The organism is Allosalinactinospora lopnorensis (assembly GCF_000981225.1).
Classification (GTDB): domain Bacteria; phylum Actinomycetota; class Actinomycetes; order Streptosporangiales; family Streptosporangiaceae; genus Allosalinactinospora; species Allosalinactinospora lopnorensis.
Map to the genome: position 1 here is coordinate 1 of NZ_LAJC01000100.1, position 12556 is coordinate 12556.

Genomic DNA, 12556 nt, shown 5'->3' on the forward strand with positions numbered 1-12556 from the left:
CCGCCGCGCCGGGGCGGGGCTCGCCCGCGTGAGGCCGCTCCCGGGCGGGGCACCGCGCCAGGCCTGCTCTCCGGGGCATCGGGCGGTGGCCCAGCCCTGCGACCAGGGTCCGGGCGGACTCGGGGAAGTTCCCGAGGACGGCGCCGCCACCGCCATGCCGGCAACGGTGCTGCTGGTGTGGTCGGCTCTGGGATCGGCGCTTCTCCTGCTCCGCCGCTGGCGGGGTAACGGGGAGGTGGCGACCGGACCCGGCTGGACCCGGTCGCCACCGCACCCGGCGCTCACCGGTCAGCGGAGGACGGCGCCGCGTGTTCGCGGCACCGGCGCACCGCTTCCCCCGTCGCTCCCAGCACCTCCGAGACCTGCCAGGCCGCCCGCTTGACGTCGATGGACAGCGTCTCCACCCTCGCGCGCGGCATCCGCACCTCGGGGCCGCTGATACTCAGGCACCCCACGACGCGGGCCCTGTTGTCGAAGATCGGAGCGGCGACCGTATGGATGCCCGGGGTGCGCTCGGAGAACGACATCGCGAACCCGTCGGCCCGCGCGCGCTCCAGCTCGGCGCGCAGCTCGTCCGGATCGGTGATCGTCGCCGGGGTCACCGCCTCGATCGGCTCCCCCAGCACCTCGGCACTCACCTCCCACGGGACGAACGCCAGGATCGCCTTGCCCGGCGCCCCGTGGGGAAGCGGGATCGGCTCCCCCAGTTCGGTGTAGGTACGGCGCAGCGCGTGATGGCTCTCCGCCTGGTCGACGACCGCCCGCTTGTTGGACGCCAGCAGCTCGTGCAGCCCGACGGTCTCGTCGCTGCGGTCGCGCAGTTCCCGCATCGCCTGCAGCGCGGCGTCGCGCAGCGAGGCGGGAAACGCTCCGCTCCCGGCCAGCTGCACCAGCAGCGGCCCTAGCGCGTAGCGCCGCTCGGCCACCTGGCGGACCAGACCGTTGTGCTGCATGGAGGCCAGCAGGCGGTGCGTGGTGCTCGTCGACAGCCCGGTGGTGCGGGCGATCTCGCTGATTCCCAGCTCGGGGGAACGCGGACCGAAGCACCGGAGGATCGTGACCGCACGGTCGATCGACTGCACGCCCGAGCCGCGCGCCCGGCCACCGACCTCCCCCGTCGAGCGCGGCGGCGTTCCCTGGATCCCACTCACGTTCCTCCACCCCCATTGACGTAACTGCACGTTAAGCCGTATCTTCCTGACATGCAAGATGCTATCCCATATTACGGGAAAAACGAGAGTTCATGAAACCGCTCGACGGGTTCCGGGTCCTGGACCTGACGCGCTATCTCTCCGGCCCCTACTGCACGATGGTGCTCGCGGAGCTGGGAGCCGACGTCATCAAGGTGGAGCCGCCCATCTCAGGCGACGACTCGCGCCGTCTGGGCCCGAAGGTGAACGGCGAGAGCTACCCGTTCGGGATGCCGAACCGCAGCAAGCGCAGCGTCGCGCTGAACCTCAAGGACGAGAAGGGGCTCGCCGCGTTCCTGCGCATGGCGGAGCAGGCCGATCTCGTGATCGAGAACTTCCGGCCCGGGGTGGTCGACCGGCTGGGGATCTCCTACGACGACGTCTCTCGCGTCCGGCCCGACATCCTCTACTGCTCGATCAGCGGATTCGGGCAGACCGGCCCGTACCGCGACCGCCCGGGCTTCGACATCATGGCCCAGGGCGCGGGCGGATTCATGCGCATGACCGGCCACCCCGGAGGGCGCCCGACGAAGGTCGGCATCGCCATCAACGACATCGCCGCGGGGGCGACCGCCATCTACTCGATCCTCGCCGCCGAACTGGCCCGCCGGACCACCGGAAAGGGCGAGTACATCGACATCTCACTGCTCGAAGCCGGACTGGCATGGACCGTCTGGGAGTCGGGAGCCTACTTCGGCAGCGGCGAGGTCCCCGCTGCCACCGGCACCCGGCACCGCCGGAGCACGCCCTACCAGGCCTACGCGACGGCCGACGGCTACGTCACTATCGGCGCGAACAACGACCGCCTGTGGACACGCCTGGTGCGCGACGTCCTCCGCCGGCCCGCGTGGCTGGACGACGAGCGGTTCGCCACCCTGCCCGACCGCTTGGAGAACATCGACGAGCTCCAAGAGGAGATCGAGGCCATCACGACGACCGAATCGACCGGCGAGTGGCTGAAGCTGCTGGACGAGGCGGGCGTCCCGGGCGGACCGGTCCTGACCTACGACGAGACGCTGGCCGACCCGCACGTCCAGGCGCGGGGGATGATCGCCGAGATCGGCCATCCCATCATCGGCCCCATGCGCACGATCGCACCGCCCACCAAGTTCCGGCACATCGACTTCTCCGTCAACGGCTCCGCCCCGTGGCTGGGCCAGCACACACGCTCCGTACTGGCGGAAACCGGCCTCGACGAGGACGAGATCGAGGCGCTCTACGAGGCCGGCGTCGCCTTCGACCAGCACCCCGACCTGGCTCAGGGAGAGAGCAATGCCTGAGGATCTGCGCATCGAGTATCAGGCGCGGTCGCCACCCTGATCCTCAACCGGCCGGAAAGCCGCAACGCCATCAACCTGGGAATGTACCGGGAGCTGCCCAAGCTGGTGGAATCGGTCGACTCCGATCCGAACGTCAAAGTCCTGGTCGTGCGCGGGGCCGGGACGAAGGCCTTCGCCTCCGGCGCCGACATCCACGAGTTCCGCGAGGTGCGCGGCGACGCGGAGAGCGCCCGCTCCTACAACGAGCATGTCGCGGCGGCCGAACACGCGCTGGAGCGCATGACCAAGCCCAGTATCGCGATGGTGCACGGCTACTGCATCGGTGGCGGCTGCGGGCTGGCGCTGGCCTGCGACCTCCGCCTCTCCGACTACGAGGGCCGCTTCGGCATCACCCCCGCGAAACTCGGCCTGGTCTACAGCCTGGAGTCCACCAAGCGCCTGGTGGATCTGGTGGGCCCCGCGCAGGCGAAGTGGATCCTCTTCTCCGGTCTGCGGGTCGACGCCGAGCGCGCCCTGCGCATCGGCCTGGTCGACAGCCTGCACACCTCCGAGGAGCTGGAGTCGGCCACCAGCGAGTTCGCCTCGACCCTCGCCTCGCGGGCGCAGTTCAGCGTCACCGCGACGAAGGAGATCGTCCGGCGCATCAGCGCCGGCCAGGCCGAGGACGACAGGGAGACCACACAGCTCCGCAACTCCTCGTTCGACACCGATGACTACGCCGAAGGGGTACGCGCCTTCCTCGAGAAGCGGGCACCCAAGTTCGCCTGACCGCCGGAGGTAGCGCCGTGGGGCATCTCTGCCACCGTTTTCTCTCGACCGCGGTCACCCTGGAAATGAACACCCGGTCCTTCCGCCCCATCAAGGGTGACTGCCACAGCGAAGCGCGCATCCTCAAGCAGGGGCGCACGATCGTCCACCTGGAATCGCGCCTTTACAGCGATGAAGGGCGCCTCGCTGCCCTGGCCACAGGTTCGTGGCACCGTCTCGCCGCCAATGGTCAGCAGGAACCGGCGGTCCCGCACAGGCCCGGAGACAACCGGGAGTGAGGAGAATCGACAGTGCGTAAGATCTGTTGCGTTTTCGCGACGGCCTCTCTGGTCCTCGCCACCAGCGCCTGCGGTGCCGGAACGCTCGCCGAAGAGGACGCCGAGGACTACCCGGACCAGGAGCTGGACTGGACCATCGCCTTCGGCCCCGGCGGCGGCAACGACATCATGTCCCGCACCATGGTGGAGATCCTGGAGAACGAGGAGCTGTACCCGAACGACATCGTGGTCGAGAACAGGGAGGGCGGAAGCGGGGCCACCGGGTGGGGCCATGTGCTCAGCCAGAGCGGCGACCCCTACACGATCTCCACCACCTCGGGCTCGTTCCTCACCACACCGTTGCAGGCCGACACCGGCTGGACCCACGAGGACTTCACCGGGGTCGGGCTGTTCGCCACCGACGACACCCTCTTCGTCGTCCCCTCCGACAGCGACATCGAGAGCTGGGAGGACTGGCTCGAGTTCGCCGAGGACGAGGGGACCGTGACCGTGGGCGGGATCGGGACCGTCAACGTCGACTTCATCATCCAGGCGGAACTCGCCGAGCAGGCCGGATACGAGATCGACTACGTGCCGTTCAACGAGGAGGGCCAGATGCAGTCCGCTCTGCTCTCCGGCACCCTGGACGCGACGGTCTCCAACCCGGGGTCGGTCCTGGGCCAGGTCGAGGCGGAGGAGGTCACCCCCCTGCTCTACACCGGCGAGGAACCGCTGGAGGTGCTCCCCGATGTTCCCACCGGCGGCGACTTCGACTACGAGAACCTGGTCTCGATGCCCCGGGGTCTGATCCTGCCCCCCGACGCCCCCGATCACGCCCGCGAGTGGTGGATCGACACCATGCAGCAGGTCGTGGAAACCGAAGAGTGGCAGCAGTACCTCGACGACAACCACCTCACCGAGGATGTGCGCTGGGGCGACGATTTCGAGGCCTACCTTGAGGAGAGCGCCACCGGGCTCGAGGAGACCCTGAAGGAGCACGGGGCCATCTGATGGGGGAGACGCGCTCACCGGAAACACGGCCCGCGGCGGGTACGCCCCCGCCCGTTCCCGGCCCCCGGCCCTCGCCGGAGACCGGCCGGCGGCAGCGGCGGCTCACCGGCGCCGTCCTCTTCTACTCGGTGCTCGCGGCCGTGCTGGGGGCCTACACGCTCCTGGCCTTCGACATGGAGTGGAGCACCCAGGCGGGCCGGATCGGGCCCGGCTTCTTCCCGCGGACCATCGGGGTGGCCGGTGTGGCGCTGTCGCTGGTCGGGCTGGTCACGAGCCTCCGGTCCACTCCGGCCGCCGAGACCGACGGCACCGAGTCCGGGCACCATCCCGCCCTGGTCGCGGTGATCGGAGTGGCGCTTGCGGGTTTCGTCACCGTCTTCATCCCGGTCGGTGCCCCACTGACCGCGGCCGCCTTCCTCCTGCTGATGTACTTCCTCATCGACCGGAAGTACATCGTGCGAAGAATCATCCTCAGTCTGGCGTTCCCGTTGTTCCTCTATCTGTTTTTCGAGGTATGGCTGAACGCCGGACTTCCGGCCGGACTGACCGCTTTCCTCTGACAGCGTTCCTCCGCCCCCAGGCACCGGTTGTTCACGACCCTCGGAGTCCATCGTGGACCTCTTCAGCGATCTGCTGCACGGCATAGCCAGTGTGCTCTCCCCCACAACGATCGCGCTGCTCGCCCTCGGCGTGCTCGTCGGCATGCTCGTAGGGGTGATCCCCGGCCTGGGCCCCTCGGCCGGTCTCGCCATCCTGCTGCCGATGACCTTCGGGCTCGACTCGGTGGGCGCCATCGTCCTGCTCGCCGCGGTCTACTACGGGGCGTTCTACGGCAACACCATCACCTCGGTACTCATCAACGCTCCGGGGGACGCCGCCAGCGTGCCGACCGCGTTGGAGGGCTATCCCATGGCCCGCCGGGGGCGGGCCGCCCCGGCGCTGATCATCGCGACGATCGCCTCGTTCGTCGCCGGCACCGCCGCCGTCGTCATGCTGACCCTCGCCGCTCCGGCGGCCGCGTCGGTCACCTCGAACTTCGGCCCTCCGGAGCTGTTCCTGCTGGTACTTCTCGGCCTGATCACGCTCGTCATGCTCGTGGGCAGGAACTGGGTCCGCGGCGCGCTGTCGGTCGTGCTCGGCTTCGCCATCGGGACGGTCGGCATCGATATCGGCGGCGGTGAGCAGCGCTACACGTTCGGCTCCACCGAACTGATCAACGGAATCCCGTTCATCCCGGTGGCCATCGGCCTGTTCGGGCTCGGCGAGATCCTGTGGACGCTGTACAACGGCGTACACGCATCCACCCGGGATCCGATCAAGGTCCGCGGGAAGTCGGGCTTCTGGCCGAACCGGACCGAATGGCGGGAGTCCAGGGGCCCCATCCTCCGGGGTGCGCCGCTCGGCTTCGGGATGGGGGTCATCCCGGGCGCCGGGGCCACGGTCGCCTCACTGATGTCCTACAGCGTCGAGAAGAGCATCTCCAAGAATCCGGAGAGGTTCGGCAAGGGCGCACCCGCCGGCCTCGCCGGCCCCGAGGCGGCCAACAACGCGGCCGCCACGGGGTCCATGGTCCCACTGCTCACCCTGGGCATTCCGGGGTCGGCCTCGACGGCGGTGCTGCTCGGCGGTTTCCTGATGTGGGGGCTGCAGCCGGGCCCCCTCCTGATGGAGCAGAACCCGGAGTTCGCCTGGGGGCTCATCGGCAGCATGTACCTGGGGAACGTGATGCTACTGGCCATCAACATCTTCTGCATCCCCATGTTCGCCGCGGTCGCGCGGATCTCGCTGCCCACGCTCGCACCGCTGATCATCGTGCTCTGCGCCTTCGGCGCCTTCACGGTCAACGGAAGCATCGTCGAGGTGGGCATCATGTTCGCCTGCGGGTTCATCGGGTTCTTCATGCGGATGTACGGGCTCTCCCCCGCGGCCCTCGTCATCGCGCTGGTCCTGGGGCCGCTGGCCGAAGAGACCCTGCGCCAGACCCTGATCATCTCCGGCGGGAGCTTCGGGATCTTCCTCGTCCGGACGCCTTCCCTCCTACTGCTCTGCACCGCGGCGGCACTGTGTGTGCTGCCCCTGGTCTTCCCTCTGGTCAAGCGCGCGTTCCAGCGCGGACTCGACCGGCGGCGCTCGAGGAGCGCCGGGGAGAGCGCAGAAGCCGGACACGCGGACCGGTCCTGACCCGCAGCCCGGCCCGAAACGACAGGAGAGCATGCGAACAGCGATGACAAGGCAGCGATGCGCCGTGATCGGCGGCGGGATCATCGGGTCGGCGGTGGCCCGGAGGCTCCTCCAGGTCCGCCCGGACGCCGCGGTGACGCTGATCGAGAAGGAACCGTCCGTCGGGACACACCAGAGCGGCCGCAACAGCGGAGTGGTGCACGCCGGCCTGTACTACCGGCCCGGATCCCTGAAGGCGACACTGTGCCGGCGCGGTGTGCGGCTCCTGCGGGAGTTCTGCGAGGAGCACGCCATCAGCTACGTCGAGTGCGGCAAGGTCCTGGTCGCTCTGGACGAGCGCGAACGCTCCCGGCTGTCCGACATCGCCGACCGTGCGCACGCCAACGGCGTACCGGGGGTCCGCGTGCTCGACGCCGCGGAGCTGCGCGAGATCGAACCCGGGACCGCGGGGATCGCCGGCCTGCACTCGCCCAGTACCGCCATCGCCGACTTCGCCGCGGTAACCCGCTACCTGGCCGCTGACGTCGAGGACCGAGGGGGTACGGTACGAACCGGCTGCGAAGTGACCGCACTGCGCGAGTCCGGTGAGGAGGTGGTGGTCGAGGCCGCCAACGGCTACCGCGAGGCCTTCGATCTCGTCGTCGTCTGCGCGGGGCTGCACAGCGATCGCGTCGCCCGGCTCGCCGGCGCCCCCGCCGACCCGTCCATCGTTCCGTTCCGGGGTGAGTACTATGCGCTCAGGCAGCACCGGCGCTCCCTGGTCAACGGGCTGGTCTACCCGGTCCCCGACCCGCGCTACCCGTTCCTCGGGGTGCACGTGACACCGCGCGTGGACGGTTCGGTGCTGATCGGCCCCAACGCGATCCTAGCGACGGCGCGCGAGGGGTACCGCAGGCGCGACATCGACCGGCGGGAGATCATGGAGACGCTGCGCCGGCTCGGTTTCCCTACGCTGGCCGCGCGCCACTGGAGGACGGGGGTGACCGAGATGGCGGGCTCGCTCAGCACCCGCGTGTTCGTTTCGCGCGCTCGCCGCTACCTGCCCGGGCTACGAACCTCCGACGTCGTGCCCGCCCCGAGCGGCGTACGCGCCCAGGCCCTGGGCGCCGACGGAAGCCTCCTCGACGACTTCCGCATCAACCGCCGCGGCCGGACCATCTGCGTGCGCAACGCGCCCTCCCCCGCCGCGACGTCGAGCCTGGCGATCGCCGAGCACATCGTGGGGCTCGCCTTGGGCGAGAAGACACACGGCGGGCCCGCCCCGGCCGACCGGGAGGAACAAGGAGAGAACACACGATGAGCGGATCCGTCCCCCCACTGGCGCACGGACTCTGGGGGGTTCTCGCCACCCCCTTCCGCGGTCCGGAAGCCGAGCTCGACCTCGAATCGCTGCGCGCGGAGGTCCGGCTCTACCTCGGGCTGCGCGCCACCGGACTCGTGGTGCTCGGAGTCTTCGGCGAGGGCGCCGCGCTCGACAGCGCGGAGCAGCGCCGCGTGCTGGAGACGGTGCGCGCGGAGACCGGCGAGACCCCCCTTGTCGTGGGGCTGCCGGCCCTGACGACGGCCCCGGCGATCGAGCAGGCGCGCAACGTCGTGGCCGCTGCGGGTACACCGCCGGCAGCGCTGATGGTCCAGGTCAACTCCGCCGATCCGGCCGTGCTGCGGCGGCACTTCGACGCCGTGCACGAGTGCTCGGAGACGGCGGTCGTGGTGCAGGACTACCCCGTGTCATCGGGTGTTCGGATACCTCCGCCGGTCCTGCTGGAGGCCCTGCGGCACATGCCCTATGCGGCGGCGGTCAAGTCCGAGTCCCCGCCCACCGCGGCCACGATCGCCCAGCTCACCGCGGCGACCCCGGTCTCCGTCTTCGGCGGGCTCGGCGGGGCCGGCCTGCTGGACGAGCTGGCCGCCGGCGCCGCCGGAGTCATGACGGGCTTCTCCCGCCCGGAGGGGCTGCGCGCGGCGCTGGACGCCTGGCACCAGGGCGGCGCCGGCGCGGCGCGCTCGGCCTTCCAGCGGTGGCTGCCGCTGGTGAACTTCGAGGCCCAGCCGGGGATCGGGCTGGCCATCCGCAAGGAGAGCCTGTACCTGCGCGGGGTCCTGTCCGACCCCGCTGTGCGGGCGCCCAGCCCGCCGATGCCCGACGCCCTTCGCCCGCTGCTGCGGGGCCACCTGAACGCCCTCGACACGGAGTAGACCAAGGAGACCAATGGACACAGGCCTGCGCGGGAAGACCGCGGTCGTTCTCGGATCCACCTCGGGTATCGGGCTCGCCATCGGCCGGGCGCTGGGCGCCGAAGGCGCCAATGTCGTCCTCAGCGGCCGGCGCGGGGACAGGGCGCGCGAGGAGGCCGCGTCGCTCACCTCGGCGATCGGGGTCGAGATCGACCTCGCCGAGAACGGTGCGCCCGAACGCCTCGTCGAACGGGCGCGCGAGGAGTTCGGTGAGGTCGACATCCTGATCCTCAACAGCGGCGGGCCGCCGCCGGGCAACGCGACGGAGTTCGACGAGGAGCAGCTCCGCACGGCGCTGGAGCACCTCCTCCTCCAGCAGCGGCGCCTGGTGGAGCTGGTCCTGCCGCACATGCGCGCCAACGGGTGGGGGCGGATCGTCGGGGTCGGCTCCAGCGGCGTCCAGCAGCCCATCCCCCGGCTCGCGCTGTCCAACGTCGCCCGCGCGGGCCTGGCCGCCTACCTCAAGTCGCTCACCGCGGTGGTCGCCGCCGACGGCGTCACCGTCAACATGGTGCTGCCCGGCCGCATCGACACCGACCGCGTGGCGGAGCTCGACACCGCGGCGGCCCGCCGGGGCGGCATCGAGCCCGCCGAGGCGCGGGCGCGCTCAGAGGCCACCATCCCGAGCGGGCGCTACGGCCGGCCCGATGAGTTCGCCGCCGTCGCGGTCTTCCTCTGCGGTACCGGCGCGTCCTATGTCAACGGCGAACAGATCCGGTGCGACGGGGGCCTCGTCGGCTCGTACTGAACGCCCTCGTTCCGCTGTCCGACCGATCCCAGGGAGAGCAATGCGCCTCGCGACCGTCCGCACCGGCGACGGCACCGAAAAGCCCGCTGTCGTCGATCCGAAGAGGGGCACCTTCGCGGTGTCCGATCTGCTTGACACGCCCCCGGCCGACACGATGCGGCTGCTGGACCCGAGCACGCGGGCGCTCCTGGAGGAACGCCTGGAACGGCTCCCCGCCCACGCCGCCCCGCTGGGCGACCAGGTCCGGTTCACCGCCCCCTACCGCCACCCGCGCAAGCTGTGGGGCATCGGCCTGAACTACGTCGACCACGCGACGGACCTCTCCGAGGTAGTCCCGGACGAGCCGGCGTCGTTCATGAAGGGCGACCACACCATCATCGGCCCGGGCGACGAGATCCCCCTGCCACCGCAGAGCGGCCGGGTCACCGCCGAAGCGGAGATGGGGCTCGTCATCGGCCGCTACTGCCGCGACGTGGCCGAGGAGGAGGCTCTCGACCACCTCGCCGGTGTCACCCCCGTACTCGACCAGACCGCTGAGGACATCCTGGCGCGCAACCCCCGGTTCCTCACCCGCTCCAAGAACTTCCCCGGGTTCTTCTCCTTCGGACCGCACATCGTCCCGCTCGGGGAGTTGATCGAGGCCAACGGGCGGCTCGCCGACGTCGAGGTCGCGACGGTCATCGACGGAGAGGTGCGGCGCGCCAACACGGTCTCCCGCATGCGGTACAGCCCCGAGTTCCTGATCAGCATGCACAGCAGGGTCATGCCGCTCTACCCGGGGGACATCATCTACCCCGGTACCCCCGGCGCCGTCCCCCTGAGCCCGGGGATGGTGGCGGAGTGCCGGATCAGCGGAATCGCGAGCCTGCGCAATCCGGTCGTGAAGGCGGCCGGCTGACAAGCGGCGTCCCCGCGCGGAACGAGGAAGGAGACCGGCGATGAGCGCCGCACCGGCCGGGACGACCGTTCTCGACCTCAGTCGGGCCCTGGCCGGCCCGCACGCCGCGATGGTGCTCGCCGACCAGGGTGCACGGGTCACCAAGGTGGAGTCACCGGGTACCGGGGACGACGCCCGCTCCTGGGGACCGCCCTTCGCGGTTCCCGACGGCGTCATCGACGGCCCCAAGCCTCCGCACGTGCGCACCTGGGCGTGCGGCGCGTGTCAGAGCACCCACCCCGCGACCGGGACGTGAACGCGGCCCGCGTCGTCTTGGCCGCCGGGCGCGCGGACAAGCCAAACGCCTGCGGATAGACCGCAAGCCCTTCCGCCTGATGGAGGGCGGGACCCGATGAAAGAGGAACCCGCCTCAAGGCGCACCGCGCATGCGGACGTCAATGATCCCGGCTCCTCGCAGCCGGCCGCGGCGCCCGCCGCCCTTCGGGGCGGCGGGCGCCTGTTCTCGCACGGTTCGGCATCGGCGGCTCGGGGCAGCGCCTGTACCGAGGTCCCGAAGAGGGCGGGCCCCGTTCCCGGATCCGCCGGGCGCCTCGGTGGGCAACACGCAGGGCCCGCGGGAATTTACCGAGAACGCGTCGAAATATACGGGTAGGGGGTATATTCTGCCCTCGAAAGCACCGCGAAGGGGGACGCGCGATGGAACGGCACACGACGCCTGAAGCCTTGGACGGCCAGGACGCGCCAGGCCGGCACGAACACGGCCCGCCGCATGCGGTACACGGGGATCCGGCGGCCGGCCGCGGTCAGCACGGCCACGACCACGGCGGCCACGGTGACCACGCGGCGGTGTTCCGCAACCGGTTCTGGGTGTCGCTCGTCCTGGCCGCCCCGGTGGTGGCCACCAGCCCCATGGTGATGGAGTGGTTGGGCTACGAGCTGCACTTCCCCGGCATCGAGTGGGTCGCCCCGGTGCTGGGCACGGTGGTCTTCCTCTACGGCGGCTGGCCGTTTCTGACCGGAGCGGTCGCCGAGGCGCGGGCCCGCCGACCCGGGATGATGCTGCTGATCGGCATGGCGATCAGCGTGGCCTTCGCCGCCAGCGCCACCGCCAGTCTCGGGCTGTTCGCGGTCGAGGTGTGGTGGGAGCTGTCCCTGCTGATCGTGATCATGCTGCTCGGCCACTGGATGGAGATGCGCGCCATCGGCCAGGCCCAAGGGGCGCTGCAGGCGCTGGCCGAACTGCTGCCGGACGAGGCCGAACGCCTGACCGGCGACGGGGTGGAGAACGTCGCGATCAGTGACCTGGCCGTCGGCGACGTCGTTCTGGTGCGTCCCGGCGGCCGGGTGCCCGCTGATGGCACGGTCGTCCAGGGCGGCGCCGATGTCGACGAGTCGATGATCACCGGCGAGTCCGCCCCCGTGGCGCGTGTCGAGGGCGACCGGGTGATCGCGGCCAGTGTGGCCACCGACAGCTCGATGCGGGTGCGTGTGGAGGCGGTCGGCGACGACACCGCTCTGGCCGGGATCCAGCGGCTGGTCGCTCAGGCGCAGGAGTCCACGTCACGCTCCCAGGTGCTGGCCGACCGCGCCGCCGCGCTGCTGTTCTACGCCGCCGTGGCGGTGGCCGCCATCACCGTCGCCGCGTGGACGCTGCTCGGCCAGCCCGACGCGGCGCTGACCCGGTCGGTGACCGTGCTGATCATCGCCTGCCCGCACGCGCTGGGCCTGGCGATCCCGCTGGTGACCTCCATCTCGACCTCGAAGTCGGCGCGCAGTGGCATCTTGGTCACCGACCGTCTGTCTCTGGAGCGGATGCGCACCGTCGATGCGGTGCTGTTCGACAAGACGGGCACCCTGACCAAGGGCGAGCACGCCCTGACCGGTGTGGCCGGCCTCGACGGCGATGACGACGCCATCGTGGCACTGGCCGCCGCCATCGAGGCCGACAGCGAGCACCCACTGGCCCGCGCCATCGCCGCCGCGGCCCG

13 protein-coding genes are annotated in these 12556 nt (G+C 70.7%); 12 read left to right on the forward strand and 1 reads right to left on the reverse strand.

The genetic code is table 11. The features are described 5' to 3' along the window. Positions 1–281: 281 nt before the first annotated feature. A complete protein-coding gene (locus tag VS93_RS24140) occupies positions 282–1151 on the reverse strand; it encodes an IclR family transcriptional regulator (protein WP_052745966.1) in 870 nt (289 codons plus the stop codon). Positions 1152–1243: 92 nt separating this feature from the next. Here VS93_RS24140 and VS93_RS24145 point away from each other — a divergent pair, with 92 nt between their 5' ends. The 12 genes from VS93_RS24145 to VS93_RS24200 form a co-directional block, all read left to right on the forward strand. Then, positions 1244–2470, forward strand: a complete 1227-nt coding sequence (locus VS93_RS24145; RefSeq protein WP_046472163.1) for a CaiB/BaiF CoA transferase family protein — start codon at positions 1244–1246, stop codon at positions 2468–2470. Positions 2471–2545: 75 nt separating this feature from the next. Further along, a complete protein-coding gene (locus tag VS93_RS24150; RefSeq protein ID WP_449353801.1) occupies positions 2546–3238 on the forward strand; it encodes an enoyl-CoA hydratase-related protein in 693 nt (230 codons plus the stop codon). Then, the gene (locus tag VS93_RS24155; protein WP_082127160.1) at positions 3235–3516 is read left to right on the forward strand and encodes a PaaI family thioesterase; all 282 of its coding nucleotides are present in this window, start codon (positions 3235–3237) and stop codon (positions 3514–3516) included. The genes VS93_RS24150 and VS93_RS24155 overlap by 4 nt, the downstream gene beginning before the upstream one ends. Positions 3517–3528: 12 nt before the next feature. After that, on the forward strand, positions 3529–4506 hold the full coding sequence (locus VS93_RS24160; RefSeq protein WP_173434364.1) for a Bug family tripartite tricarboxylate transporter substrate binding protein: 978 nt from the start codon (positions 3529–3531) through the stop codon (positions 4504–4506). Further along, positions 4506–5066 (forward strand): tripartite tricarboxylate transporter TctB family protein, encoded by a 561-nt coding sequence (locus VS93_RS24165; RefSeq protein ID WP_046472165.1) that lies wholly within the window; start codon positions 4506–4508, stop codon positions 5064–5066. The genes VS93_RS24160 and VS93_RS24165 overlap by 1 nt, the downstream gene beginning before the upstream one ends. 52 nt (positions 5067–5118) lie before the next feature. Then, positions 5119–6687, forward strand: coding sequence for a tripartite tricarboxylate transporter permease (locus VS93_RS24170; RefSeq protein WP_236700710.1), 1569 nt, complete (start codon positions 5119–5121; stop codon positions 6685–6687). Positions 6688–6730: 43 nt separating this feature from the next. Beyond that, positions 6731–7987, forward strand: a complete 1257-nt coding sequence (lhgO, locus tag VS93_RS24175) for an L-2-hydroxyglutarate oxidase (RefSeq protein ID WP_046472166.1) — start codon at positions 6731–6733, stop codon at positions 7985–7987. Continuing rightward, a complete protein-coding gene (locus tag VS93_RS24180; RefSeq protein WP_046472167.1) occupies positions 7984–8883 on the forward strand; it encodes a dihydrodipicolinate synthase family protein in 900 nt (299 codons plus the stop codon). Before lhgO ends, VS93_RS24180 begins: the two co-directional genes overlap by 4 nt. 13 nt (positions 8884–8896) lie before the next feature. Next, the gene (locus VS93_RS24185) at positions 8897–9670 is read left to right on the forward strand and encodes an SDR family oxidoreductase (RefSeq protein WP_046472168.1); all 774 of its coding nucleotides are present in this window, start codon (positions 8897–8899) and stop codon (positions 9668–9670) included. Positions 9671–9710: 40 nt separating this feature from the next. After that, complete coding sequence (locus VS93_RS24190) at positions 9711–10568, forward strand: fumarylacetoacetate hydrolase family protein (protein WP_046472169.1); 858 nt, start codon at positions 9711–9713, stop codon at positions 10566–10568. A 40-nt stretch (positions 10569–10608) separates the two neighbouring features. Beyond that, positions 10609–10863 carry a CoA transferase gene (locus VS93_RS33585; RefSeq protein WP_046472170.1) on the forward strand — a complete coding sequence of 85 codons (255 nt, stop codon included), beginning with the start codon at positions 10609–10611 and terminating at the stop codon, positions 10861–10863. 401 nt (positions 10864–11264) lie between these two features. Next, positions 11265–12556, forward strand: a 1292-nt coding sequence (locus tag VS93_RS24200) for an HAD-IC family P-type ATPase (RefSeq protein WP_156185002.1), incomplete at its 3' end; no start/stop codon positions are given.

Excerpts from the sequence above, each read along its gene's own strand:
- VS93_RS33585 (WP_046472170.1), top strand. The coding sequence starts at position 10,609 with ATGAGCGCCGCACCGGCCGGGACGACCGTTCTCGACCTCAGTCGGGCC.
- VS93_RS24180 (WP_046472167.1), top strand. The coding sequence starts at position 7,984 with ATGAGCGGATCCGTCCCCCCACTGGCGCACGGACTCTGGGGGGTTCTC.
- VS93_RS24185 (WP_046472168.1), top strand. The coding sequence starts at position 8,897 with ATGGACACAGGCCTGCGCGGGAAGACCGCGGTCGTTCTCGGATCCACC.
- VS93_RS24165 (WP_046472165.1), top strand. The coding sequence starts at position 4,506 with ATGGGGGAGACGCGCTCACCGGAAACACGGCCCGCGGCGGGTACGCCC.
- VS93_RS24190 (WP_046472169.1), top strand. The coding sequence starts at position 9,711 with ATGCGCCTCGCGACCGTCCGCACCGGCGACGGCACCGAAAAGCCCGCT.
- VS93_RS24145 (WP_046472163.1), top strand. The coding sequence starts at position 1,244 with ATGAAACCGCTCGACGGGTTCCGGGTCCTGGACCTGACGCGCTATCTC.
- lhgO (WP_046472166.1), top strand. The coding sequence starts at position 6,731 with ATGACAAGGCAGCGATGCGCCGTGATCGGCGGCGGGATCATCGGGTCG.